This is a genomic window from Leclercia sp. S52 (assembly GCF_039727615.1).
GTDB classification, from domain to species: Bacteria; Pseudomonadota; Gammaproteobacteria; order Enterobacterales; family Enterobacteriaceae; genus Enterobacter; species Enterobacter adecarboxylatus_B.
Map to the genome: position 1 here is coordinate 633,675 of NZ_CP152474.1, position 22,742 is coordinate 656,416.

23 protein-coding genes and 2 pseudogenes are annotated in these 22,742 nt (G+C 57.7%); 8 read left to right on the forward strand and 17 right to left on the reverse strand.

The genetic code is table 11. From position 1 onward, the window contains the following. Positions 1 to 10: 10 nt before the first annotated feature. Complete coding sequence (hpaB, locus tag AAHB66_RS03020) at positions 11 to 1,573, reverse strand: 4-hydroxyphenylacetate 3-monooxygenase, oxygenase component (protein ID WP_312806412.1); 1,563 nt, start codon at positions 1,571 to 1,573, stop codon at positions 11 to 13. Positions 1,574 to 1,939: 366 nt separating this feature from the next. Between hpaB and tssD the strand changes: the two genes are divergently transcribed. The 3 genes from tssD to AAHB66_RS03035 are packed head-to-tail and all read left to right on the forward strand — an operon-like array spanning position 1,940 to position 3,244. Then, entirely contained in the window at positions 1,940 to 2,431 is a 492-nt protein-coding gene (gene tssD / locus AAHB66_RS03025; protein WP_347116410.1) for a type VI secretion system tube protein TssD, read from the forward strand. Then, positions 2,428 to 2,973, forward strand: a complete 546-nt coding sequence (locus AAHB66_RS03030; RefSeq protein ID WP_347115175.1) for a DUF2778 domain-containing protein — start codon at positions 2,428 to 2,430, stop codon at positions 2,971 to 2,973. Before tssD ends, AAHB66_RS03030 begins: the two co-directional genes overlap by 4 nt. Next, the gene (locus AAHB66_RS03035) at positions 2,957 to 3,244 is read left to right on the forward strand and encodes a hypothetical protein (RefSeq protein ID WP_347115176.1); all 288 of its coding nucleotides are present in this window, start codon (positions 2,957 to 2,959) and stop codon (positions 3,242 to 3,244) included. The genes AAHB66_RS03030 and AAHB66_RS03035 overlap by 17 nt, the downstream gene beginning before the upstream one ends. 166 nt (positions 3,245 to 3,410) lie before the next feature. Here AAHB66_RS03035 and hpaA read toward each other — a convergent pair whose 3' ends face one another. From hpaA to hpaG, 8 genes and pseudogenes are all read right to left on the reverse strand, one after another. Then, positions 3,411 to 4,301 (reverse strand): 4-hydroxyphenylacetate catabolism regulatory protein HpaA, encoded by an 891-nt coding sequence (hpaA, locus tag AAHB66_RS03040; protein WP_347115177.1) that lies wholly within the window; start codon positions 4,299 to 4,301, stop codon positions 3,411 to 3,413. 9 nt (positions 4,302 to 4,310) lie between these two features. Continuing rightward, positions 4,311 to 5,657 (reverse strand): 4-hydroxyphenylacetate permease, encoded by a 1,347-nt coding sequence (gene hpaX / locus AAHB66_RS03045; RefSeq protein ID WP_347115178.1) that lies wholly within the window; start codon positions 5,655 to 5,657, stop codon positions 4,311 to 4,313. Positions 5,658 to 5,678: 21 nt separating this feature from the next. Beyond that, positions 5,679 to 6,477 (reverse strand): annotated as a pseudogene (hpaI, locus tag AAHB66_RS03050) (4-hydroxy-2-oxoheptanedioate aldolase). A gap of 10 nt (positions 6,478 to 6,487) precedes the next feature. After that, positions 6,488 to 7,291: a 2-oxo-hept-4-ene-1,7-dioate hydratase gene (gene hpaH / locus AAHB66_RS03055; protein ID WP_347115179.1), complete on the reverse strand. Its 804-nt coding sequence runs from the start codon at positions 7,289 to 7,291 to the stop codon at positions 6,488 to 6,490. A gap of 140 nt (positions 7,292 to 7,431) precedes the next feature. After that, the gene (locus tag AAHB66_RS03060) at positions 7,432 to 7,812 is read right to left on the reverse strand and encodes a 5-carboxymethyl-2-hydroxymuconate Delta-isomerase (RefSeq protein ID WP_347115180.1); all 381 of its coding nucleotides are present in this window, start codon (positions 7,810 to 7,812) and stop codon (positions 7,432 to 7,434) included. A 9-nt stretch (positions 7,813 to 7,821) separates the two neighbouring features. Then, positions 7,822 to 8,674 (reverse strand): annotated as a pseudogene (gene hpaD / locus AAHB66_RS03065) (3,4-dihydroxyphenylacetate 2,3-dioxygenase). A gap of 1 nt (position 8,675) precedes the next feature. Next, positions 8,676 to 10,142, reverse strand: coding sequence for a 5-carboxymethyl-2-hydroxymuconate semialdehyde dehydrogenase (gene hpaE, locus AAHB66_RS03070; protein ID WP_347115181.1), 1,467 nt, complete (start codon positions 10,140 to 10,142; stop codon positions 8,676 to 8,678). Continuing rightward, positions 10,142 to 11,428 (reverse strand): 4-hydroxyphenylacetate degradation bifunctional isomerase/decarboxylase, encoded by a 1,287-nt coding sequence (gene hpaG / locus AAHB66_RS03075; RefSeq protein ID WP_347115182.1) that lies wholly within the window; start codon positions 11,426 to 11,428, stop codon positions 10,142 to 10,144. Before hpaG ends, hpaE begins: the two co-directional genes overlap by 1 nt. 272 nt (positions 11,429 to 11,700) lie before the next feature. Here hpaG and hpaR point away from each other — a divergent pair, with 272 nt between their 5' ends. Together hpaR and tsr are read left to right on the forward strand one after the other, a co-directional pair. Continuing rightward, the gene (gene hpaR, locus AAHB66_RS03080) at positions 11,701 to 12,141 is read left to right on the forward strand and encodes a homoprotocatechuate degradation operon regulator HpaR (RefSeq protein ID WP_347115183.1); all 441 of its coding nucleotides are present in this window, start codon (positions 11,701 to 11,703) and stop codon (positions 12,139 to 12,141) included. A gap of 85 nt (positions 12,142 to 12,226) precedes the next feature. Beyond that, positions 12,227 to 13,891, forward strand: coding sequence for a methyl-accepting chemotaxis protein (gene tsr / locus AAHB66_RS03085; RefSeq protein ID WP_347115184.1), 1,665 nt, complete (start codon positions 12,227 to 12,229; stop codon positions 13,889 to 13,891). Positions 13,892 to 14,021: 130 nt separating this feature from the next. On the opposite strand, the gene opgB is transcribed toward tsr, so the two are convergent. The 8 genes from opgB to AAHB66_RS03125 form a co-directional block, all read right to left on the reverse strand. Then, positions 14,022 to 16,313, reverse strand: coding sequence for a phosphatidylglycerol--membrane-oligosaccharide glycerophosphotransferase (gene opgB / locus AAHB66_RS03090; protein ID WP_347115185.1), 2,292 nt, complete (start codon positions 16,311 to 16,313; stop codon positions 14,022 to 14,024). A 211-nt stretch (positions 16,314 to 16,524) separates the two neighbouring features. Next, complete coding sequence (locus AAHB66_RS03095; RefSeq protein WP_347115186.1) at positions 16,525 to 17,025, reverse strand: DUF2501 domain-containing protein; 501 nt, start codon at positions 17,023 to 17,025, stop codon at positions 16,525 to 16,527. An 84-nt stretch (positions 17,026 to 17,109) separates the two neighbouring features. Then, entirely contained in the window at positions 17,110 to 17,847 is a 738-nt protein-coding gene (gene dnaC, locus AAHB66_RS03100; protein ID WP_039030489.1) for a DNA replication protein DnaC, read from the reverse strand. Then, positions 17,844 to 18,389: a primosomal protein DnaT gene (dnaT, locus tag AAHB66_RS03105; RefSeq protein ID WP_347115187.1), complete on the reverse strand. Its 546-nt coding sequence runs from the start codon at positions 18,387 to 18,389 to the stop codon at positions 17,844 to 17,846. Before dnaT ends, dnaC begins: the two co-directional genes overlap by 4 nt. A gap of 104 nt (positions 18,390 to 18,493) precedes the next feature. Next, on the reverse strand, positions 18,494 to 18,922 hold the full coding sequence (locus AAHB66_RS03110; protein WP_347115188.1) for an organic hydroperoxide resistance protein: 429 nt from the start codon (positions 18,920 to 18,922) through the stop codon (positions 18,494 to 18,496). Between the two features lie 32 nt (positions 18,923 to 18,954). Continuing rightward, the gene (locus AAHB66_RS03115) at positions 18,955 to 19,596 is read right to left on the reverse strand and encodes a TetR family transcriptional regulator (protein ID WP_347115189.1); all 642 of its coding nucleotides are present in this window, start codon (positions 19,594 to 19,596) and stop codon (positions 18,955 to 18,957) included. Positions 19,597 to 19,662: 66 nt separating this feature from the next. Beyond that, entirely contained in the window at positions 19,663 to 20,136 is a 474-nt protein-coding gene (locus AAHB66_RS03120) for a threonine/serine exporter (protein WP_336657932.1), read from the reverse strand. After that, a complete protein-coding gene (locus AAHB66_RS03125; RefSeq protein WP_347115190.1) occupies positions 20,127 to 20,903 on the reverse strand; it encodes a threonine/serine exporter ThrE family protein in 777 nt (258 codons plus the stop codon). Before AAHB66_RS03125 ends, AAHB66_RS03120 begins: the two co-directional genes overlap by 10 nt. A 209-nt stretch (positions 20,904 to 21,112) precedes the next feature. On the opposite strand from AAHB66_RS03125, the gene AAHB66_RS03130 reads away from it, so the two are divergent. From AAHB66_RS03130 to bglJ, 3 genes are all read left to right on the forward strand, one after another. Next, on the forward strand, positions 21,113 to 21,274 hold the full coding sequence (locus AAHB66_RS03130; RefSeq protein WP_159340087.1) for a hypothetical protein: 162 nt from the start codon (positions 21,113 to 21,115) through the stop codon (positions 21,272 to 21,274). A gap of 65 nt (positions 21,275 to 21,339) precedes the next feature. Continuing rightward, on the forward strand, positions 21,340 to 22,071 hold the full coding sequence (locus tag AAHB66_RS03135) for a response regulator transcription factor (protein ID WP_347116411.1): 732 nt from the start codon (positions 21,340 to 21,342) through the stop codon (positions 22,069 to 22,071). Beyond that, on the forward strand, positions 22,071 to 22,706 hold the full coding sequence (gene bglJ, locus AAHB66_RS03140) for a DNA-binding transcriptional activator BglJ (protein WP_347116412.1): 636 nt from the start codon (positions 22,071 to 22,073) through the stop codon (positions 22,704 to 22,706). Before AAHB66_RS03135 ends, bglJ begins: the two co-directional genes overlap by 1 nt. Positions 22,707 to 22,742: the final 36 nt, after the last annotated feature.

A 22,742-nucleotide genomic window follows, 5' to 3' on the forward strand; every position in this document is an offset into this window, starting at 1 on the left:
TCCCGCTGCGTTATTTCAGCAGCTTGTCGAGCAGGTTGATATCGGTGTTGTTGTGCAGGTGCGGAACCGTCCAGCCGTTCTGGTCGTACTCAGACAGGCAGCGGTCGACCATCGCCATCATCTTGTCCATGTTGCCGGAGGTCTGCGCCTGGCGCAGGCACTGCAGGCGGATTTCGTCCTGGCTACCGGAGTAGTTGATCTCATACAGCTCGTGGCGGCCGCCGAACTCGCTGCCGATGGCATCCCACATCAGTTTCAAAATCTTGATGCGTTCAACGTGATCCATGCCGTTGGAGCCGCGCACGTATTTCGCCAGGTATTTGTCGATCTGCGGGTTGTTCAGATCCCGGGCGCTGGACGGGAGATAAATCAGGCCGCTGGTGACGTTGCGCTCGATGATGTTTTTGATTTTGGCGTAGGCCATCGGGGCCATCACGCGGTAGGTTTGCAGCGCGGCATGGTCCGGCAGGTAGGCGCCGTTGACCCACGGGGTCGCTTCCGAGCACATGGAGTCGCTCAGCGCCCAGAACATGTTGCGCCAGGCCACCACTTCACCGAGATCGGCCTGCACGCCGCGGAATTCGGAGGTGCCGGTACACTCCAGCGATTTTTTCAGCAGGGCGGTGATGAAGTCGAGCTTCACCGCCAGGCGCACGCAGGCCTGCAGCGGATACATGCGGGCGAAACCGCCCTCCATGGTCCAGCGACGGCAGCGGTCGAAATCGCGGTAAATAAGGACGTTCTCCCAGGGGATCAGCACGTTATCCATTACCAGAATGGCGTCGTTCTCGTCGAAGCGGCTGGTGAGCGGGTAGTCGTAAGGGGAACCGGTCGCACCGGCCACCAGCTCGTAGGAGGCGCGGGAGATCAGCTTCACGCCTTCGGCATCCATCGGGGCGACGAACATCAGGGCGAAGTCCGGGTTATCGCCCATCACCTGCGCCGAGCCAAAGCCGATCATGTTGTAGTGGGTCAGCGCCGAGTTAGTGGCGACCACTTTCGCGCCGCTGACGATGATCCCGGCGTCGGTCTCTTTTTCCAGCTTGATGTAGACGTCTTTCACCTCATCGGCCGGCTTGTGGCGATCGATCGGCGGGTTGACGATGGCGTGGTTAAAGTACAGGCCGCTCTCCTGAATGCGGGTGTACCAGTTGCGGGCGTTCTGCTCGAACTGACCATAAAAGGCCGGGTTAGCGCCCAGCGCACAGCCAAAGGCCGCTTTGTAATCCGGGGTACGACCCATCCAGCCGTAGCTCAGGCGTGACCACTCGGCGATAGCATCGCGCTGCTGACGCAGGTCGTTGGCACTTTTCGCCACGCGGAAGAACTTATGGGTGTAGCCGCCGTTGCCGGTATCGGTGTTCCAGCACAGCGCATCCTGCATGTCAGGTTTGTGCAGCGCGTCGTACAGCTGCGCGACCGAGGCCGCCGCATTGCGAAACGCCGGATGGGTGGTCACATCTTTCACGCGCTCGCCGTAGATGTAGATCTCCCGGCCATCCTGCAGGCTCTTCAGATACTCTTCACCGGTTAACGGGCGTGTGGTGCTGGCGCGGAAATCTTCAGGTTTCATAGGGACCTCGTATCGGAATGTGTTGTTAAATTTATGTGTTGTTTTTGTTGTTTAATTGAAGCGTGAGAGAGGCAGGACGTGAAGGGACGAATGGGTCAACGACGGGTACTTTTCAGGCGGGTGCGAGATTTGTGATCGGGGTGGGATTTGATGGGAGTACGGTGTGGTTGCCGGGTGGCGCTGCGCTTACCCGGCCTACGGTTACGTAGCCCCGGTAAGCGAAGCGCCACCGGGGGGAAAGCGTCCGCTAGGCCAGTGGATAAATAGTAAATTTCAAAATTCAGAAATTAACCATACGATTTAGCATGATATTTTTTTACAGGAAGATTAATAAGGATTAACCATAAAATGCATAAGGAAATCATCATGGCAGTTCCTGCTTATCTCTGGCTTTATAATCAATCCGGTACGCTTATCCCTGGTGGAAGCAATGTTCTGAGCCGTGAAGGTGCAATAGAAATGCAAAGCTTTAACCACGGCGTACATATTCCCTACGATTACAATATGGGGCGACTTACGGGTACTCGCGTTCATGATCAGTTGAGTATCACGAAAGAGTTCGATAAAGCCACGCCCTATCTTTACCGTGCTGTATCAACAGGCGAACCTCTTCAGAAGGCGATAATTAAATGGTATCGCATCAACGACGCAGGCGTAGAGGAAGAGTTTATGCACTTCATCCTCGAAAATGTGAAAATCGTGGCGGTAACGCCGGTAATGCATAATTTCAAGAGTGCATCTGGATTAAGCAGTAATCCTACTGAATCAATATCGCTGGCCTACGAGAGAATTACCTGGCTCTATCTCGACGGTAATATCAAATTTACTGATTCGTGGAATCAGAGGATGACGTCATGATCCATTGTCGGTTGGACTTTAATAATCTTTATGACAATGGCCGGGTTGCACGCCTCGATGTAGGCGGCGTAGGTTCATTCCCCGTTTTCAGCGGTCTTGGGGAGTTAGCGAATAAACCTGAATGCTCTTATCTTTCGAATGCAGCCGTTCCGCCGGGCAGTTATTGGATTGTTGACAGGCCAACTGGTGGGAAGCGTTCGCGCGCAGAAACCTGGTTAAAACATGCTTTTACCGGGAATAATTATTACGACTGGTTTGCTCTGTTTCGCAAAGATGGGGTGATTGATGATGTGATGCGATTTGATGTCGGTACATTCCATTACAACCGAAAACATTTCCGGCTACATCCGCCCCGCCCGGACGGCTCAGGTATTAGTGAGGGTTGCGTTACGTTCTTTCGTAACGTGGATTTTTACACAGTAAGGGCCGCGCTTCTGCGGGCACATAAGCATAAGGTCTTGGGTGGAAATGAGTTATGGGCTTACGGCGACATTACCGTGATTGGCAACACGAATGGAGTGTGTAATGTTAGGGCCCCTTAAATGGTTGCTGCGCATTGTTATATTTTTAGCAATTACGTTTCTTTTCCTGATAAGCGGCATTTTCGATCCCCTGGCTGAAAGCCTGAGAGTACCTATCGCCAGATTTATGACCTGGATTAACCATGATAATTTCACTCTGTATGCGGATTACTACTCGGACAACCTGGAAAATGCCTGGCTGTACATTTATGTGTTCCTTAACGTCATCGTCGGCATAGTTTCTGTCGCTACATTTGAGTATCTGGCTAAATTAGCCAAAAAGAGTAATTAGCTTCCTGATGATGGCCCGTATATCGCGGGCTTTTTTTATTCGGCTTTAGTGGCCGTCCAGCGTGGCGATCTGGTTGCCGGGTGGCGCTGCGCTTACCCGGCCTACATGAGCGTGCCAGATTGTTCCCTCTCCCCTATGGGGAGAGGGTTAGGGTGAGGGGTAAAACTCACGACACCGGTACCTTCTGCGTCCGATACCTGCTCGGCGAGCACCCCACCAGCCGGTTAAAAAACCGTGCGAAGTAGGCCGGGTCTTTAAACCCCAGCTGCCAGGCAATTTCGTTCACCGCGCTGTCGGAGAAGACCAGCAGCCGTTTGGCCTCGCGCAGCTGGCGGTCGAAGATGAGGCGTTTGGGTGGGCGGTTGGCGAAGCGGCGGCAGATGTCATTCAGCCGCGATTCGGTGAGGTGCAGCTCGCTGGCGTAATCCGGCACCGTCCAGTGCTGGTGGAAATGTCCGTCGACCATCTGGTTAAAGCGCTGGAACAGTTTCAGCTCGCCGCGCATGCCGTTGGCCGCATGATCGTCAAGACTGGCGTTGCGCAGCAGCAGAGTAAACACCGCCTGGGCCAGCAGCACCAGGGTATGCTCCCGTCCGGGAAGCTGGGCGGTGGACTCCCGTTGAATCAACCGCCAGTAGTAAGAAAGCGCCGCCAGCTCATCCGGTTTGTCGGCTAAAGAGAGGCAGATCCCCGGCAGGCCGAAGGTCTCCCGGGTGCCGGGATAGAGCACCTCGAGTAACGGCCAGATCAGATCTTCATGCACCGTCAGCACGTGGCCGTCGCTGTCCGATTCGGTAAAAAAGGCGTGCGGCACCGACGGCGGGGTCAGGACAAACAGCGGCGCCTGCACCGAGTAGCGATGATCGTCCAGCTGCAGCTCAATCTGCCCGGTATCCAGAAAGTGCATCTGAAAATAGTGGTCGTGGCGATGGGCCTGCATGTCGCGGCCAAAAAAGGCTGCCATCCGACTAAACGACTGATAATGCACATCGTCCGTACCCAGACTCTCGTCGTACTCTTTGCTGATATCGATATTGGCAATCGGGCTCTGGCACATAGCCGCTCCTTAATGACTCTTCTGCGCCGCCATCCCCGGCGCGCTTTCACGGCTCTCCTGGCGGGTCATCGGGATCCGGGTCAGCACCAGCGCACCCACCACCAGCAGTCCGGCCACGAACCACAGCCCGGAGCTGAAGCTGCCGGTCGCGTCACGCAGAATACCGATCAGCAGCGGGCTGACGGCGGAACCGACGTTGCCGATGGCGTTGATCACCGCCAGCGCCACCGCCCGGGACTGCAGGCTAATCACCTGATCCGGGGTGGTCCAGAAGATCGCCATGGCGGTAAAGGATCCGGTTGAGGCCATAATGATGCCAAGCAGCTGGATCAGGCTGTGATCCGTTGCCGACGCCAGCAGCCATCCCGCCGCCGCGAACAGGTACGGCAGGATGGTATGCTTTTTTCGTTCGTTCAATCTGTCCGAGCGGCGGCTCCACCACAGCATCCCGAGAATGGTACAAAACTGCGGGATCGCCGCCAGCAGGCCGATCACGATATTGCTGCTGCCGGTGTTAAAGCTCTGCAGGATCTGCGGCGTCCAGATGTTAATGGCGCTCAGGGTATTGGTCAGGCAGAAGTAGGCCAGGGTGTAGAGCAGCACCGCCGGGGTGAGCACTTCGCGCAGCGTCGAGCGCGGCGTGGCGGCGTGCGCCACGGCATTCTCCTGCTCGCGGGCGATCATCGTTTTCAGGGTCTGCTTCTCTTCGTCGTCCAGCCAGGTAGCCTGATCCGGCGTGTCGTTGAGGAAGAACCAGGTCACCACCCCGAGCACCACCGAGGGCAGCCCCTCCAGCAGGAACAGCCACTGCCAGCCCTTCAGGTTCCATAGTCCGTCCAGCGCCAGAATATAGCCCGAGAGGATCGAGCCCAGCATCATGGTCACCGGCATGGCGATCATAAAGAGCGCGTTGGCACGGGCGCGGTGCCAGGCGGGGAACCACCAGGTCAGATAGACCAGGATCCCCGGCAGGAAACCGGCTTCGGCGATCCCCACCAGCATGCGCAGAACGTAGAGCGTCTGCGGGCTGGTGGCAAACATGGTGCAGGTTGAGGCGATGCCCCACACCACCATGATCCCGGCGATCCAGCGGCGCGCGCCGATCTTCGCCAGCATCATGTTGCTCGGGATCCCGCACAGCACGTAGGTGACGTAAAACAGCGTGGCGGCCAGGCCAAACATCGTCGAGGTGAGGCCCAGATCTTTGCCCATCGTCAGCCCGGCAAAGCCGATGTTGATGCGGTCTAGGAACGAGAAGACAAACAGGATAAAGAGAAAGACGATCAAACGACGGAACAGCTTATTTATAACGCGATGTTCAACGGCTTTATTATCTTGCAGGGTAGAGGTCGTCATGGTGCGCTCCAGATCTTACATTCAGTAGACGGATTTATTGTTATTAACTGACGTAACCGGTTTATCGATAAAACGTGCCGCCAGCGCCTCGGCGCCGCGGGCGAGCAGGGTGGTGTCGACGCCGACGGCGACAAACAGCGCCCCGAGTTCGAGATAGCGTTTAGCCAGCTGTTCGTTGGCCATCAGGATGCCGGGGGCTTTCCCCGCAGCACGGATCTGCGCAATCGCCTGTTCGATGGCGGCCTGCACCTCCGGATGCTGCGGATTACCGGCAAAGCCCATGTCGGCGCTGAGGTCCGCCGGGCCAATAAAAACGCCGTCCACCCCTTCCACATCGAGGATCTGCGGCAGGTTTTTCAGCGCCTCACGGGTTTCGATCTGCACCAGCACGCACATGGCGTCGTTGGCCTGTTGCAGGTAATCCGGAATGCGGTTCCAGCGTGACGCCCGCGCCAGGGCGCTGCCGACGCCGCGAATACCCGCAGGTGGATAACGTGTCGAGCGCACCGCCAGACGGGCTTCGTCGGCATTTTGCACCATCGGTACCAGCAGGGTCTGCGCCCCCACGTCCAGCAGCTGTTTGATCTGCACCGGATCGTTCCACGACGGACGCACCACCGGCTGGCTGGGGTAGGGGGGCCACGGCCTGTAACTGGGTCAGGACGGTTTGCACGTTGTTGGGGGCGTGCTCGCCGTCGATCAGCAGCCAGTCGAAGCCTGCTCCGGCCAGCAGCTCGGCGCTGTAGCTGCTGGTCAGCCCCAGCCATAAGCCGATTTGCGGGCGGCCTGCTTTCAGCGCCGCTTTGAATGCGTTTTGCATGGTGAACTCCTTATACAAAGCGGCAGCTGATGGAGCCCATGTTGCCGTAATCGACATGGAAGGTGTCGCCCTTGCTGGCGGTGACCGGGCGGGTGAAGGAGCCGCCGAGGATGATCTGTCCCGGCTCCAGCTGTACGTCGTAGGGTGCCAGCTTGTTCGCCAGCCAGGCCACGCCGTTGGCCGGGTGGTTGAGCACGCCCGCGGCGACGCCGGTCTCTTCGATCACGCCGTTACGATAGAGCAGGGCGGAGATCCAGCGCAGATCCAGCTCGTCCGGGCGGATCGGACGGCCACCAAGGATCACCCCGGCGTTGGCGGCGTTATCGGAGATGGTGTCGAACACTTTGCGCGGACGCTGGGTTTCAGGGTCGATGTTGTGGCAGCGGGCGTCGATCAGCTCCAGGGCCGGGATCACGTAGTCGGTGGCGTTATAGACGTCGAACATCGTGCAGTTCGGGCCGCGGAGCGGTTTCGCCAGCACGAAGGCCAGCTCCACTTCGATGCGCGGGACGATAAAGCGATCGGTCGGGATGTCGCTGCCGTCGTGGAAAAACATGTCGTCGAGCAGGGCGCCGTAGTCCGGCTCGCTGATCTGCGAGCTGGCCTGCATCGCTTTCGAGGTCAGGCCGATCTTGTGGCCTTTCAGGGTACGGCCTTCGGCGATTTTCAGGCTCACCCATTCGCGCTGTACGGCGTAGGCGTCTTCAATGGTGATCGCCGGGTAATCCAGCGAGATCGCGCGGATCTGCTCCCGGGTCTGTTCCGCCTGATGCAGGCGATGGGCAATCAGGGTATGGGTGTGTTTATCGAGCATGGCGATATCCTTCGTGCTGCTGTTGCCGGGTGGCGCTGCGCTTACCCGGCCTACGGTTCGGGGGCGCGTTGCGTTCCCGGGATCGGGGCCGTTGACGTTGTAGGCCCGGTAAGCGAAGCGCCACCGGGCATGAGGGCGCGCTACTTAAACAAGGCGTGCACGTTGTTCTGTTTGAAGTTCAGCGTCGGGTGCAGCTCTTCGATTTCAAACGACAGCGCCAGGTAGCGGGCGTCCATCAGCCCGGCGAAATGGTCTTTAATCAGCGCAAACAGCATCTCGCCCACCTGCTGACGGCTCTCCAGACTGCGCCCGGTGCCGATTTTCAGCGTCATGTGCACAAAGGCGTAATCGTGCTTGCCGTCGGCCATCTGCCAGGTGTCCACCCAGTGCGCGCGGCTGCGGATCCCGCCGAGCGGGAAGATCTCGGTGGCGGCCAGCGCCTCGTTGACGCGGGCAAACAGGCCCGGCAGATCGGCCTGCTCACGGATGTTCTCAGTACATTCGACAATAAAGTGCGGCATGGGGCGTCCTTAAGCGGGCAGAGGGAAAACGGCGTTAACCTGGCCGGTGCCGGAGCTGGGAAACAGCTCGGTGAGGAACTCCACCTTGCCGTCGTATTTGTCCCAGCCGAGCAGGCCGAGCAGCATCACCGTGTCGTGCATATTGCCTTCGCCGTAGCAGTAGTCGGCGTACTCCGGCAGCATGCTGCAGAACTCTTTAAACTGGCCTTCGCGCCACAGCTTCACCACCCGCTCGTCCATCTGACGGTCAAACTCGCGGGTGTAGCTGTTCATCCCCTCTTCGGCACGCTGGTCGTCAATGAAGCGGTGCGACAGCGAGCCGCTGGCCAGCACCGCCACGGTGCCGTCATATTTTTTAATGGCGCTGACGATGGCCTCACCCAGCCTGCGGCTGTCGGCAAAGTCATGCACGGTGCAAAAAGCCGAAATGGAGACCACTTTGAAGTGCTTATCCGCGTTCATGTAGCGCATCGGCACCAGGGTGCCATACTCCAGCTTCAGGCTCGGGATGTTGTGCGCTTTGGCACGTACGCCCATCGCCACCGCTTCGTCGGCGATCAGCTGGCCCAGCTCGGGATTGCCGTCGTAGTCGTAGGTCATGTCGCGGATAAAGTGCGGCAGCTCGTTGCTGGTGTAGATGCCTTTAAAATGGTCCGCACAGTTGATGTGGTAGGCGCTGTTCACCAGCCAGTGGGTGTCGAACACGATGATGGTATCGACCCCCAGCTCGCGGCAGCGTCTGCTGATCTCTTTATGCCCGTCGATGGCCCCCCTGACGGCAGCCAAAGTTTTTACCCGGTATCTCAGAGAGATACATCGACGGCACGTGGGTGATTTTTGCGGCTAACGCTAACTTGCCCATCTCATACCCCCCATTTCGGGATCGGGTGGTCGCCCATGGAGATGCAGACGTTTTTCATCTCCGCAAACACCTCGAAGCTGTACTCGCCGCCTTCGCGTCCGGTGCCGGAGGCCTTCACGCCGCCAAACGGCTGGCGCAGATCGCGCACGTTCTGGGTGTTCACAAACACCATGCCCGCTTCGATATTGCGCGCCAGGCGCAGCACCTTGCTGACGTCCTGGGTCCAGATGTACGACGCCAGGCCGTACTCCACGTCGTTCGCCAGCCGCAGTCCTTCCGCTTCATCCTTAAACGGCAGCAGGCAGGCCACCGGGCCGAAGATCTCCTCCTGAGCCACGCGCATGCGGTTGTCGACATCCGCCAGCACCGTCGGGCGCAGGAAGTTGCCGCCCCGCAGGTGCGCAGGCAGGTCGGTCGGCTTGTCCGGGCCGCCCGCCAGCAGGGTGGCACCCTCTTCAATGCCGAGGCGGATATAGCCGGAGACTTTCTCCCAGTGCTGAGCGCTTATCAGCGCCCCGATCTGGGTGTTCGGATCCGTCGGGTCGCCCACCCGCAGGCGGTTGGCGCGTTCGGCAAAGCGCTTGACGAATTCCGGATAGATGCTCTGCTGGATAAAGATGCGCGAGCCGGCGGTGCAGCGTTCGCCGTTGATGGAGAAGATGGTGAACAGCGCGGCGTCCAGGGCGCGTTCGATATCGGCATCTTCAAACACCAGCACCGGCGATTTACCGCCCAGCTCCATCGAGTATTTTTTCAGCCCGGCGGTCTGCATGATCCGCCGTCCGGTGGCGGTGCCGCCGGTGAACGACACGGCGCGCACGTCGTGATGACGCACCAGCGCATCACCTGCGGTGGCACCGTAGCCCTGCACCACGTTCAGCACGCCCGCCGGAATGCCGGCTTCCAGCGCCAGCTCGCCCAGACGGTCGGCGGTGAGCGGGGAGAGTTCCGACATCTTCAGCACCGCGGTGTTGCCCAGCGCCAGGCAGGGCGCAACCTTCCAGGTGGCGGTCATGAACGGCACGTTCCACGGCGACACCAGGGCGCAAACCCCCACCGGCTGCACCAGGGTGTAGTTCAGCATCTTGTCGTCGACCGGGTAGGTCTTGCCGTTCATCTGCTGGCACACCTCGGCGAAGAACTCGAAGTTGTGCGAGGCGCGCGGGATCAGCACGTTTTTGGTCTGGTGGATCGGCAGGCCGGTATCGGCGGTCTCCATCGCCGCGATGTCCGGCACGTTCTGGTCGATCAGATCCCCCAGGCGACGCATCAGGCGCGCGCGCTCTTTCATCGGCAGGTTGGCCCATTTCGGGAACGCCGCTTTGGCGGCTTCTACCGCCTGGTTAATCTCGGCTTCACCGCCCGAGGCCAACTCCGCCAGCACCTCGCCGGTAGCGGGGTTGTTGGTGTGGAAGTACTCATTACCCGCCACGTTCTTGCCGTTGATCCAGTGGTTAATCTTTTTCATTACCGTGTCTCCTCGCTGACAATCCGGTTGACCAGACGGCCAACGCCTTCCACTTCCACCACCACTTCATCGCCCGGGCGCACGTCGGCCAGCCCTTTTGGCGTGCCGGTGGCGATCATGTCGCCCGGCTGCAGGGTCATAAATTCACTCAACCAGGCGATCAGGTATGGGATGCTGAAGATCAGATCCGCGGTGCAGCCCTGCTGGCGCAGCTCGCCGTTGATCCAGGTGCGCAGGGTGAGGTTGTGCGGATCGGCAATCGCCGATTTATCGACGATCTGCGGGCCGATGGGCGTCAGGCCGTCGCGGCTTTTTACCCGCAGGTTTGGGCGATAGTAGTTTTCCAGGTAGTCGCGGATCGCGTAGTCGTTGCAGACCGTGTAGCCCGCCACGTAGTCCATGGCGTCGGCTTCGGTGACGTTGCGCGCGGTTTTGCCGATCACCACCACCAGCTCGGCTTCGTAGTGCATGTACTCGACGTTGTCCGGACGTACCGAGGTCTGGTTGTGCTCGTTGAAGGTGTTCGGCGCTTTGATAAACACCAGCGGCTCGGTGGGCGGTTTAAAGTCCAGCTCGCTGGCGTGATCGGCGTAGTTCAGCCCCAGGGCAAACAGCGTGCCGCTGGTGGAGAGCGGCCAGGCGAAGGTTTGCTGAGCAGGCAGCTCGCGGGCGTTGACCACGCTGTTTTCCAGCGTCGGTAATCCTTCAGCCAGCACGCGCACGCGGTCGCCCGGGTGCAGGGCCACGCGGGACTGCGGGGTGCCCAGCAGAATGGCGTCGCCCGGCTTAAGGGTGGCGAAGGCGCTCAGCTCGCTCAGCAGGGTGGCGGCGTTGCGTTGCAGATCGGCGGTGTTCCAGCGATCCACTTCCCGGCCGTTGATCTCGGTAACGATCGTCAGGTTATCGATGTTGCCGATCGTTGCGCGATCGCCCACCGGGCAGAACCCGTCCCGGCATTTGGCTTTGATCGCCGGGCGGTAGAAGCTCTCTTCCGGCAGGCTGACTTCGTTTGCCAGCGCGTAGCCGGCAATGTATTCGGCGGCCTCATCCGGGCTGATTTTGCTTGCGGTCTTGCCGACAATCAGCGCCACCGTCGCGCCGCTCAGCACCTGTTCGCCTTCGGGATGCGGGATGGCATCGCCGGAGCGGATCAGGGTATTGCGCGGTTTGATAAACCAGACGGCGGTTTTCGGCGGCGTGTTGTAAGGGGGCTGGTGAAATGCGTCGCGCCAGGCATCAAGCTGGCTGCGGTGATTGAGCGCCACCGCGAAAACTGTACCTTTCATTTCTTTCTCCTCGGGCCCGGGTATCGGGTTTTGAGTTCATTAATATGTTAATGATTAGGTTTTAGCCCCTCAGGGTTTGTTTGGCAAACAGAAGTAAATAATTTGTGATATCAATAACAATAAATTTACATCATGTTTAATTTTGTTTTAGTTATCAGCCTGTTAATATTTTTGTGTGATATCTGTTAGACTTTTTGCCCGCACCGCTGGCGTCATAAAGCCGCGTGAGGCATTGATTGTTTCGTTATTAATGATGTTGAGGTGGGAGCGCCATGCACGATTCGTTAACTATCGCACTACTCCAGGCGCGGGAAACCGCGATGACCTTTTTTCGCCCGATTATCAAGCAGCACAATCTGACGGAGCAGCAGTGGCGGATCGTGCGCGTGCTGGCGGAACATCCGTCGATGGATTTTCACGATCTGGCGTTTCGCACCTGCATTCTGCGCCCGAGCCTGACCGGGATCCTCACGCGCATGGAGCGCGACGGGCTGGTGCTGCGCTTAAAGCCGCTTAACGACCAGCGCAAACTGTACGTGTCGCTCACCAAAGGGGGCAACGCGCTGTATGAGCTCGCACAGGCACAGGTGGAAGAGGCCTATCAGCGCATTGAGGCGGAATATTCGCCCGAGAAGATGCAGCAGCTCACCGCGCTGCTGCAGGAGTTTATTGCACTGGGCGATCGGCAGAATGACAGCCAGGAAGATGAGTAGAGTTGTGCATTCATCAACACGATTTCCGTAAAGTTTTCGTTTTCCAGGCCGAAAATTCTGTACCTGTCTGGTGGAATGAGAAATCATGTTAAATCGTATCAAGATTGTTACCAGCTTATTGCTGGTATTGGTTATTTTTGGCCTTTTACAACTCACATCCGGTGGTCTTTTCTTTAATGCCCTGAAGCATGACAAAGAAAACTTCACCGTTCTGCAAACCATTCGTCAGCAACAATCCACGCTTAACGGCAGCTGGGTGGCGTTGCTGCAAACCCGTAACACCCTGAACCGCGCGGGCATCCGCTACATGATGGATCAGAACAACATCGGTAGCGGCGCGACCGTAAACGATCTGATGCAAATTGCTTCTGCTTCCCTGAAGCAGGCGGAAAAAAACTGGGCGGAGTACGAAGCCCTGCCGCGCGACCCGCGTCAGAGTGAAGGTGCCGCGCTGGAAATCAAACGTAACTACGATATCTATCATGGTGCGCTGGCCGAGCTGATCCAGCTCCTGGGTGCGGGCAAGATCAACGAGTTCTTCGATCAGCCGACCCAGGGCTATCAGGACGGCTTTGAGAAGCAGTACGTTAACTATCTGCAGCAGAACGATCATCTGTATCAGACCGCTGTCGATGACAGCAACAGCTCCTACAGCCAGGCTGTCTGGATCCTGTTAAGCGTGCTGATCCTGGTGCTGGTGGTAATCGTTGCCGTCTGGGGTGGCATCCGTCACGCCCTGATCGTGCCGCTGAACCGCCTGACCGACAGCATTCGTCATATCGCCAGCGGCGACCTGGTGAAACGCATCGAGGTGGAAGGTTCCAACGAGATGGGCCAACTGGCCGACACGCTGCGTCATATGCAGGCTGAGCTGATGCGTACCGTGGGCGACGTGCGTAATGGCGCCAATGCCATTTACAGCGGCGCGAGCGAAATCTCCATGGGCAACAACGATCTCTCCTCCCGTACCGAGCAGCAGGCGGCCTCGCTGGAAGAGACCGCAGCCAGCATGGAAGAGCTGACCGCGACCGTGAAGCAGAACGCCGAGAACGCCCGTCAGGCGAGCCATCTGGCGCTGAGCGCGTCCGAAACCGCGCAGAAAGGCGGTAAAGTGGTGGATAACGTGGTGCAGACCATGCGTGACATCGCTGGCAGTTCGCAGAAGATTGCCGACATCATCAGCGTGATCGACGGTATTGCCTTCCAGACCAACATCCTGGCGCTGAACGCCGCGGTGGAAGCCGCGCGTGCCGGTGAGCAGGGTCGTGGCTTTGCGGTGGTTGCCGGTGAAGTGCGTAACCTGGCCCAGCGCAGTGCCCAGGCCGCTCGCGAGATCAAGAGCCTGATTGAAGACTCCGTGGGTCGCGTTGAGCTGGGTTCTACTCTGGTTGAAAGCGCCGGTGAAACCATGGGTGAGATCGTCAGCGCGGTCACCCGCGTGACCGACATCATGGGCGAAATCGCCTCTGCTTCCGACGAGCAGAGCCGCGGTATCGACCAGGTGGGTCTGGCGGTTGCCGAGATGGATCGCGTCACGCAGCAGAACGCCTCCCTGGTGCAGGAATCTGCGGCAGCGGCAGCGGCACTGGAAGAGCAGGCGAGCCGCCTGACTCAGGCCGTGGCGGTGTTCCGTATTCAGCAGGAGCAGCAGAAAGCCCGCGCGCACGCGGCGGTGAAGACCGTTGCATCGCCGGTAACGACGCGTAAAGCGGCCGTTTCCGACAGCGGTGATAACTGGGAAACCTTCTGATGTAAAAAGCGCCCTGTTCAGGCAGGGCGCTGTTTTCGCCGGGTGGCGGCTTCGCCTAACCCGGCCTGCAAGACCGTAGGCCCGTGCAAGCGAAGCGCCGCCGGGCAATTCCCGAGAATCTCTCCTGTAATCAGCCTTCCGCGTTCACCACTTTGATCTCCACCATGCCGATCCCCAGCTGACGCGGGGAGTGACCGAGGATATTCCCCTCGTTGGTGGACTCCGGCGCAGGCGGCACAATCACCAGCGTGCTGCTGTGCGACGGGTTGTCGAAGTGCAGCGTGGTGGTGGTCACGTCGTTGCCGAGGGTCAGGGTCTGTTCAGCGTTGCCAATGCGCACCGGAATCGGTTTATTGGCGTTCGGCCCCCAGGCTTTGGCGGTGATCACCAGGTCGAATTTCGCCGGCAGCGGCTGGTTGTATTCGATCTTCACCTCATCCCCCAGCTGGGCATTAGACCAGCGTCCCCAGGATTCCGGGCGGGAAATGCCGCTGAACTGCTTCACCTCTTCCGGCGCACCGGCCACGTTAAAGACGAAGCTGTCGGCTTTATAGCGGATATCGTTGTCGGAGACTTTCAGCATATCGACGTTGCGCTGATAGCGGTCGGTACTGATCACGGTATCTTTAAAGGCGGTTTTGCCTTTCCACTGTGCTTTATCGACGTGCTGCACTGTCTGCTCGCCGCCCAGCTGGCCCTGAGAAACACACCAGTCGGTGGAGAGCGCCAGCGGCTGCGACCATAGCTGACCCATCTTGTAGCAGCGATCGACCCAGACGAAGTTATCCCGTGGGGCGAAGTCGGCCAGCTGGTAGCGCAGCGGGGCGGAGTATTCGCTTTCCGGCAGCGGTTCGACCCGCTTGTCGGAGACGCGCAACAGCAGCGGCAGACGGAAATGGCTCCCGGAGAAGGCCATCATGTTTTTTTGGCTGTCGATAGTGAAGTCTTTCAGCTCTTTCGGGAAATTCCACAGGCGGATAACGTCCGGTTTCCACGCCAGCACTTTTTCCTTCATGTTGAGGAACACTTCGGACAGCGACTGCCCGGAAAGGCTGCTGCGCCCGAGGCCGATAAAGTTATCCCCGCCGAGAATATCCAGCACCGTTGCGCCGTTATCCATGGTGTTGCGCTTCACGGCCATCACCTCCTGCTGAGGTTTATCGCCACGCAGGACAAAGAACAGGTTGCTGCGATCCTGTTTGTTCAGCGCATCCCAGGCGGTATTTTTCATCGCCAGATGGTCGGAAGAGACCACGATCACCGTGTTTTTGAAGTACGGCGAGGCTTTGATTTTTTCGATCAGCGCCGCGATATGCTCCTGGCTACAGCCCACCGCGCTGAACGACTGGTTCGGTTTGCCGTCAATGGCATAGCTCTTGCGCTGGCAGGTGCGGGAGATAAAGCCATCCGGGTGGTGAGTGTCCACCGTCAGGGCAAACAGCGAGAAACGCTTGCCGGACTGCGACAGCTCCTCGAATTTTTTCCAGGTTTCATCCAGCACCGTGTCGTCGTAGAAGCCCCAGTCGTTGCGGTAAGCGGGGTCTGCAACGGTGGTTTTTAACTCTTCCGCGCCGTAGAGATGGTCAAAGCCGTGGGACTGCAGGAACACGTCTTTCCCGGCGAAGCGCAGGTTGGCACCCTGCATGAAGTAGTTCTCGTACCCGGAGTTCTTCAGGATATCGCCAAGGCAGATGTTCTGCGGGAAGAAGCTGGAAACCGAGGCCGAGGCGTTACCTTCAAAGGGGGCAAACAGCGGGATGCCGCACTGGGAGGCGACCATCCCGGCGATGGTGTAGTCGGTGCCCGGCAGCTGTGCGGTGTGGCTGAAATCGATCCCTTCGTTTTTGATAGCGCCCAGCTCCGGGGCCAGATCCGGGAAGGCGTCGTTATCGAAATAGGTCCGCTCCAGGCTCTCGCCGTAGATATAGACGAGGTTCAGCTTCGGGTTGGGAATGGTTTTACCCGGCTCTTTGTAATAAGCCGCGAAGTCGGGATCGCCGTCGCGCGACTGGGATTTTACCAGCTCGGTGATCTGATGAAACGCCGGGCTGGCGTCCACCGAGGCGAGCGCCAGCACCAGCGCCAGCAGGCTATAGCCGAGGTGGTGCGGATGATGACGGCGGCGGCGCAGGATCCAGCCCAGCAGGGCAAACACGCCCACCAGCGCAACCACCACGCCAAGGCCCGGAAGTATGTACTTACTAACCCCGGCGCCGGTCAGGCTGTTGGTCAGGGTATAGAGGACAGCATCGTTAATACCATCCCCGGTAAAATAGTCGCTGGCGTAGAGGGTAATGTTTAAAACGACAAAAAGCCCCAGCACCAGAAGGGTGACGGCAAACCACCAGGGATTACGTCCCGCCTTGCGGGAATAAATAACCACCGAGGCGAGAAACAGGGCAAGAGAAATTAATTCTGACAACAACTTATCCTCAGTAAGGGCAGTCGCTGGTTAGCGGACTAACTGTATAATTTTTGGGTTATACAATGTAATGGCGATGCCATTTAGCTGCAATTGTAGTGTCACGTAATTGTGCTGTTGTTAGGATTTGGTTTAGAAAACGCAATGTTTGACGGGCGTCGCTTTACGCGGAAGGGCCAGGCGCCGCGGCTCTCGTCGCGGCGCAGGAGGATCAGGAGATAAAGCTGAGTCCCTGTTTCAGAACAAAATCACAGGCCTGGGCTTTGACCTTCTTCGCCAGCGGCGTGTTGCCGATGGTTTCCAGATTCAGCTGTTCGCCGTTACTGGCATTCAGCAGACCCTGGATCCCTTCCAGATAGTTGGTGTCCTGCTGCTGCTCTTGCGGGGTATCCAGCCCCAGTTTCCCCAGCACCTGATTTTTAATGTTGGTGGCATCGGTCATCGAGGCCAGCTTCTCTTTGGCGCAGTATTCGAGGATCCCGGCTGCGTTATTCATGTTGCTGGCGCTGAGCGACTCGGTGCCGCTGTTGAGCAGGCCGGTCAGCGAGGAGAGGGAGAGACCGCCGTTCTGGGACGTGGTGGTGCTGCTGTTGCCCGCGCTAAGCTGGCTGGCGGCGCTGTTGAGCGTATCCTGCCAGGAGGAGGCCGCCTGTGCCGCACCGGTGACCAGCAGGGCGCTTACTGCGGCGCTGAGAAGAAAATGTGTTTTCATAGGAGCTACTCTGTCGATTGCCCGCCGGGGCGGATTGGCTGGCAGTATAAACCCGCGCGGCACCCGACTTCCCGGGAAAATATCCTAATACTCTTTACCGGTAACGCGGCTGCGATAGCTTTCCCAGTCAAAAATCACATACAGGCTGTTGCCGAGCTTCATACGATCCATTACGCGCTCGCCCAGCAGGCGGGTCATCTCATCCACGTTATGGTTGGTGAGCATGCCGGTCGGGCGCTTGGAGGAGGAGCGACGGTCGACGATCTGGTTGATGATCACTTTTTCATAGCGCGATTCGGTCTGGACGCCGATCTCGTCAATCACCAGCAGATCCACGTTACTCAGATCGTTCAGCAGCTGCTCTTCGCTGGTTTCCCGGTTGCTGAAGGTGTCTTTCATCGCCGACATGATGTCGGCCACGGTGATAATCAGCACCGATTTGCCGCGCAGCAGCAGCTCGTTACAGATGGCCGCCGCGAGGTGGTTTTTGCCGGTGCCCGGCTTGCCGCTGAAGATAAAGCTGGCGATGTTGCCGTCGAACTCTTCTACGTACTGGCGCGCCTGTTGCAGGGCTTTTAGCTGCCCCTGGCTCTCGACCTTGTAGTTGTCGAAGGAGCAGTTCTGATGCAGGGGACGAATGCCGGAGCGGTTAAAGGTGCGCTGCATTTTCATGGCGCGGTTTTCCCGGGCCAGCGCCGCGGCGCGGATCTCGCCCTGCTCCTTCTGCCATGCCAGCAGCTCTTCGCCGGTGGTAAAGGCCGGTTTGACGTTGGCGGGCATCATCTTTTGCAGACGTTTCATCAGTTCGCCGAACTCTTTCATTTGGCACCTCGGAATCCGTGGGGGATCTGTTTATCCGGTTCTGAAAAGGCATTCACGTCGCGTTTTGGCTGTGTGCCGCTGCTGGCGCGGTTGATCTGCACGCTGCGGGCCAGCTTTTGCTGCCACTGAATATGATGGAAGACTTTGCCTTCCGCCTGCCAGTAGGCAGTGAAGGCGGCCAGCTCTTCCGGGGCAACAGGTTGGGTGAGGGCGATGCCCCACAGCGCCGCCTGGCGTTGAAAATCGGGATCGGGCTGCCAGCCGTTATACATGGCGAATTTGCCCATCGGCACGGCAACCGGCGCGCTGGTGGGTTCCTCGAAGAATTGCGTATCCAGAGTGACATCGCTGGTTGGGCGCGACAGGCGCGCTTCCAGCTCCAGCAGCTGCGCCAGACGCTGTGGCGTGATGGCATAAAAAGCCGGCGCGTTATCGGCAAAAACGGCGACAGTACCGCCTTCAGCATTGGCCAGCACGCCGCGGGGATCGTGCATAAAGGCATCAATGCCAGTGACGCTGGTGGTCAGGATTCTGGAGGACATAATACTTCTCTACTGGATTACTGCGGACGTGATATGGGCTTATGGTAGCACAGAGAGGAGGGGGCAGGCAGGGGTCTGATACCCGCTCCCTGCTCCCCTGAAAATCAGGAGATAACGTTCAGCGTCACGTCAATGTTATTGCGGGTGGCGTTGGAGTACGGGCAGACAATATGCGCCGCATCGACCAGCTTTTTCGCCTCGGCGGCGTCCATCCCCGGCAGATGAATATTCAGCTTCGCTTCGATACCAAACCCGGTCGGCAGCGGGCCGATCCCTACTTCTCCTTCGATAAAGGCATCCTGCGGCATGGTGATTTTGTCGCGGTTAGCCACAAACTTCATCGCGCCGAGGAAACAGGCCGAATAGCCGGCGGCAAACAGCTGTTCCGGGTTGGTCACTTCACCGCCCGCGCCGCCCATCTCTTTGGGGACACCCAGTTTGACATCCAGAACGCCGTCGGACGATGTCGCGCGGCCATCACGGCCCCCGGTGGCTTTGGCTTTGGCGGTATAGACAACTTTCTCTAAAGACATGTTGGGATCCTTATCTCAGGGTTGTGTGCAAGCTATGGACAGGTATAACGCAAGGCAACCTGAACCGCCATCTTTCGGTAGTGCTGGCGCTGGGCCTGCTCATCGGCCCCGTCTTCAAACAGCAGGGTGAAGGTGTAGCTATTGGCCACATAGTGAAAGCTGAAGCTGCTGATCAGGCGGTGCAGATCCCGGGCGTTGACCGTCTGGTTAAACAGCTGCTTCGCTTTGCCGCGCTCAAGGATAGTTTCCAGCAATTCCAGCGCGCTGCGGTTCACCTGGCGCAGCAGCGCCGACTGCTGCATAAACCGCCCGCGCTGCATGTTCTCCATGCAGATAATGCGGATGTAGTCCGGGTGATCAGCGTGATAATCAAAGGTGGTTTCGACCAGATGCACCAGGGCTTCAAGCGGCGGCAGCGCATCCAGACTGAGCTGCTTTTCACTGGCGCGGATCTGGGTGTAGACATACTCCAGTACCAGCAGATAAAGGTTTTCTTTGGTTTTGAAGTGATACACCACCATGCGTTTGGTGGTGCCTGCTTTCTCGGCAATCTGCTCCATGCGCGCGCCGTTCAGTCCGTACTCGGCAAACAGCGAGAGGGCGCTGAGAAAAATTTTGTCTTTCAGGCGGGATCCGTCGCTGTTTTCTGCGTGTTCGCTGTCAGGGGTAGACACATCCGTTCCTTACTTGGCCACAAGAGAACAGAGGATTATCGCCACGCAGGCGGGATAACACAACTCTCAGACCCGGGGGCGCTTGCGGTAGAGCCAGAGCCCGGGGATCGACAGCCCGATGGAGAGCGCGCCGACAATCGACGAGGCTTTCAGGAAGTTGGTCAGCAGCATGATCATCTGCGCTTCGCTGTAGCCAAAATGGCTAATCTTCACCGCCGAAATCATTGCGGTATAGGCTGAGATCCCCGGGAACATCGGAATCACCGCCGCGACGGTGAAGACCTTCGGGTGGGCCAGATACCAGCGCGACCACTGGATCCCGATACTGCCAACCAGCATTGAGGCCATAAAGGTCGACCATTCGATATTCAGCCCGGCGGTCATCATCGCCATCCGCGAGCCGTGCCCGATGGCCCCCAGCAGCGCACACCAGGGAAGGGCGCGACGGGGAACGTTAAACACCATGGCAAAGCCCACCGCCGGAATGGCCGACAGCAGCATGTCCTGGGCCAGCGCCCACAGAAAATCGATTACGCCCATCCGCGAAGCCCCCACAAGGTCATGGCCATTACCACCCCGATACAGGTAGCCAAAGTCAGCAGGCTGGCAATCGCCCAGCGCGCCAGGCCGGTATTGATGTGCCCTTTAAACATATCGGCCACCGCATTAATTAATGGAAACCCCGGTACCAGCAGCAGCACGCTGGCGGCCATGGCGATGGTGGGGGTGGTGGCAAAGGCCGGGACCCGCAGCAGCAGGCCGGAGACCGTGGTGGCGACAAAGGCGGTGATGCAGAAGTTAATTTGCGGGTGCAGATGCCGGTGGGTCAGCACCTGGCGCACGTACATGGCGAGGGTACTGGCGATTAAGGTGACAAAGGCGCCGTCCCAGCCGCCGTTATTGAGCTTGCAGAAGCAGGCGCAGGAGAGGCCAACCATCAGCACTACCAGCCAGCGTGGATAGCGCAGCGGCTTGATCTGGCTGAAGCGTTTTTCGACCCCCGGCGCATCCAGCAGCTTATGCTCCGCCATGATGACGATGTGCTGCACCTCGGTGACGACGTGCATGTTGATCCCGCGATCCTGGTTTTTGCGCGTGGAGGTCAGACACTGGCCCGCTTTAATGGTGGTCAGCACAATGGCATTCGAGGAGATCGAACTCTCCACGCTGTCCATACCCAGCGCCAGTCCCAGTCGGGTGGAAAGCTCCTCGACCAGGGCGCTCTCGGCACCGTGCTGTAATAAAAAAAGGCCGCACTGAATACACAGCCGCGTGGCGGCGCGTTGTGATGACTGATCTGCCTGCATCTGTTGCCCTGAGGAGAGAGTGACGGTTGGATGTTTAGAAGGGTTACTTTTAGCACACAACCCGGTGAGGCTTGCTCTGGGTTAGATCAAGGTTTAAGCAGATTACCGCTGGCTGAAAACGGAAGAGTGGAACGACTAATTATTAATTATTATGGGTTTTATATTTATATAGTTAGATTTTTTATATTTAGAATATCTAACGTGCTGTTGTGGATAATATCACGGCTAAGGGATTAACATTTAATGCTATTTTTGCGATATTAATGCCGGTTTTGGCGGTGTATAAATTTGTGATGCTGGTTCTTATCGCACTCTCATTTCGCTCAGCTAATGAAAAAGGAAAAACATTACATTTTTACGTCGCCCTGTAAAAGACGCGGGTATTTCAAATGGATGAAAGACGTGGAATGATTTTATGAATGGATTCGGAGCGCCAATGCCGTCTATAAGTTGTAAAAGCGCAATAATAATCAGCAAATCACCCATAATGCAAACCGGTCTCGGTAGCATTATGTCTCGTTATTTCCCGGACTATGAACGCGCATTTAGCCGGTCTCAGGAAGAGCTGACGCTGCTTCAATTACGCCGCGCCATCGTGGTTATCGTGGATATGTCAGGCGATCAGCGCAACGCGCGTACCCTCTGCGAACAGTATTACAGACTACAAAATCAGTATCGGGAAATTCACTGGATTTATTTGGTTCCGCGCGCCATTTATCCCCTCGCCGTCGAACTCTTAATGCGGCCAGAAAGTACGTTGCTTTCCGATATAGAGCCCATTGAAAGCGTGGTGAACGCTATTCGATCCGGGAGTGAACATGCGGAACGTATTAGTCAGACATTGTTGAAACCCGAGCCGGAAGAGCTTTATGACAATCAGGATGATGTCATGTTGACCTTTTCGGAACGAAAAGTACTGCGCCTGCTAGGCAAAGGATGGGGAATTAATCAGATCGCGGCATTACTAAAGAAAAGTAATAAAACGGTAAACGCGCAAAAGAACAGCGCCATGAGAAGACTCTCCTTAACCAGTAATGCCGAAATGTATGCGTGGATTAACAGCACCAAGGGAATGAAAGAGCTGAGTTTATTCTCTGCCTATGGAGAGCAAGACGAATGGAAAAGAGCGCCGCAAAAAGACATATCGCTATCGTCGAAAAGTGCATGATGAGTGCTATGGGGCTGAAGCACCTTTTTACCAGCCCCGCATTTAATGGTTACGAAATACATCTGTTTAATAACATCGCCAGTTTTCAATCCACACTGAATTTCGTCCCGTATGCAACGTTAATTTATTCCCTCTCGGATGAGCGTGAAGAGCGACGCAATTGTCTGGTATGTATTAAAGAACTGGCCACTGCCCACGGTACCATTCAGCGCATTGTGCTGGCGTCAGATGAGAAAGAAGCAAGCCTGATGAATCAGCTTTCCCCTTCACGTCTGCACGGGATCATGCTCAAATCCGATCCGCTGGTCGCTCTGCAGGAGCAGCTGGTCAAACTGCTGAATGAGAACCGCCGGGTGAATGACAGCATGAACAATCACTGGAATATTCATCGTGGAAGGCTGCTGAGTCCGACCGAACGCGCCATTTTACAGTTTATGTCCTGTGGCTACTCCATCCAGGACATTGCCACCCGACTGGATCGCAACATCAAAACCATTCGTGCGCATAAATTTAATGCCATGATGAAACTCGGCGTACATTCCGACGTGGGGCTACTGGACGCGGCAGATATTCTGACGCATTTCCCCGTGCCCGATCACCGCACGCCGCGCTTCCTTTCCGCACTCCACTCCTGATCCGCGATACCGCACCTGCGCCAGACATGGGTCTGG

Bases quoted from the DNA above. Each gene is read 5' to 3' on its own strand.
- hpaR (WP_347115183.1), top strand. From the start codon at position 11,701: ATGCACGATTCGTTAACTATCGCACTACTCCAGGCGCGGGAAACCGCG.
- tsr (WP_347115184.1), top strand. From the start codon at position 12,227: ATGTTAAATCGTATCAAGATTGTTACCAGCTTATTGCTGGTATTGGTT.
- AAHB66_RS03125 (WP_347115190.1), bottom strand. From the start codon at position 20,903: ATGCAGGCAGATCAGTCATCACAACGCGCCGCCACGCGGCTGTGTATT.
- hpaB (WP_312806412.1), bottom strand. From the start codon at position 1,573: ATGAAACCTGAAGATTTCCGCGCCAGCACCACACGCCCGTTAACCGGT.
- hpaA (WP_347115177.1), bottom strand. From the start codon at position 4,301: ATGTGCCAGAGCCCGATTGCCAATATCGATATCAGCAAAGAGTACGAC.
- AAHB66_RS03095 (WP_347115186.1), bottom strand. From the start codon at position 17,025: ATGAAAACACATTTTCTTCTCAGCGCCGCAGTAAGCGCCCTGCTGGTC.
- dnaT (WP_347115187.1), bottom strand. From the start codon at position 18,389: ATGTCCTCCAGAATCCTGACCACCAGCGTCACTGGCATTGATGCCTTT.
- hpaX (WP_347115178.1), bottom strand. From the start codon at position 5,657: ATGACGACCTCTACCCTGCAAGATAATAAAGCCGTTGAACATCGCGTT.
- AAHB66_RS03135 (WP_347116411.1), top strand. From the start codon at position 21,340: ATGCCGTCTATAAGTTGTAAAAGCGCAATAATAATCAGCAAATCACCC.
- hpaE (WP_347115181.1), bottom strand. From the start codon at position 10,142: ATGAAAAAGATTAACCACTGGATCAACGGCAAGAACGTGGCGGGTAAT.
- dnaC (WP_039030489.1), bottom strand. From the start codon at position 17,847: ATGAAAGAGTTCGGCGAACTGATGAAACGTCTGCAAAAGATGATGCCC.
- AAHB66_RS03030 (WP_347115175.1), top strand. From the start codon at position 2,428: ATGATCCATTGTCGGTTGGACTTTAATAATCTTTATGACAATGGCCGG.
- AAHB66_RS03060 (WP_347115180.1), bottom strand. From the start codon at position 7,812: ATGCCGCACTTTATTGTCGAATGTACTGAGAACATCCGTGAGCAGGCC.
- hpaG (WP_347115182.1), bottom strand. From the start codon at position 11,428: ATGAAAGGTACAGTTTTCGCGGTGGCGCTCAATCACCGCAGCCAGCTT.
- hpaH (WP_347115179.1), bottom strand. From the start codon at position 7,291: ATGCTCGATAAACACACCCATACCCTGATTGCCCATCGCCTGCATCAG.
- tssD (WP_347116410.1), top strand. From the start codon at position 1,940: ATGGCAGTTCCTGCTTATCTCTGGCTTTATAATCAATCCGGTACGCTT.
- bglJ (WP_347116412.1), top strand. From the start codon at position 22,071: ATGAGTGCTATGGGGCTGAAGCACCTTTTTACCAGCCCCGCATTTAAT.
- AAHB66_RS03120 (WP_336657932.1), bottom strand. From the start codon at position 20,136: ATGGGCGTAATCGATTTTCTGTGGGCGCTGGCCCAGGACATGCTGCTG.
- AAHB66_RS03035 (WP_347115176.1), top strand. From the start codon at position 2,957: ATGTTAGGGCCCCTTAAATGGTTGCTGCGCATTGTTATATTTTTAGCA.
- AAHB66_RS03110 (WP_347115188.1), bottom strand. From the start codon at position 18,922: ATGTCTTTAGAGAAAGTTGTCTATACCGCCAAAGCCAAAGCCACCGGG.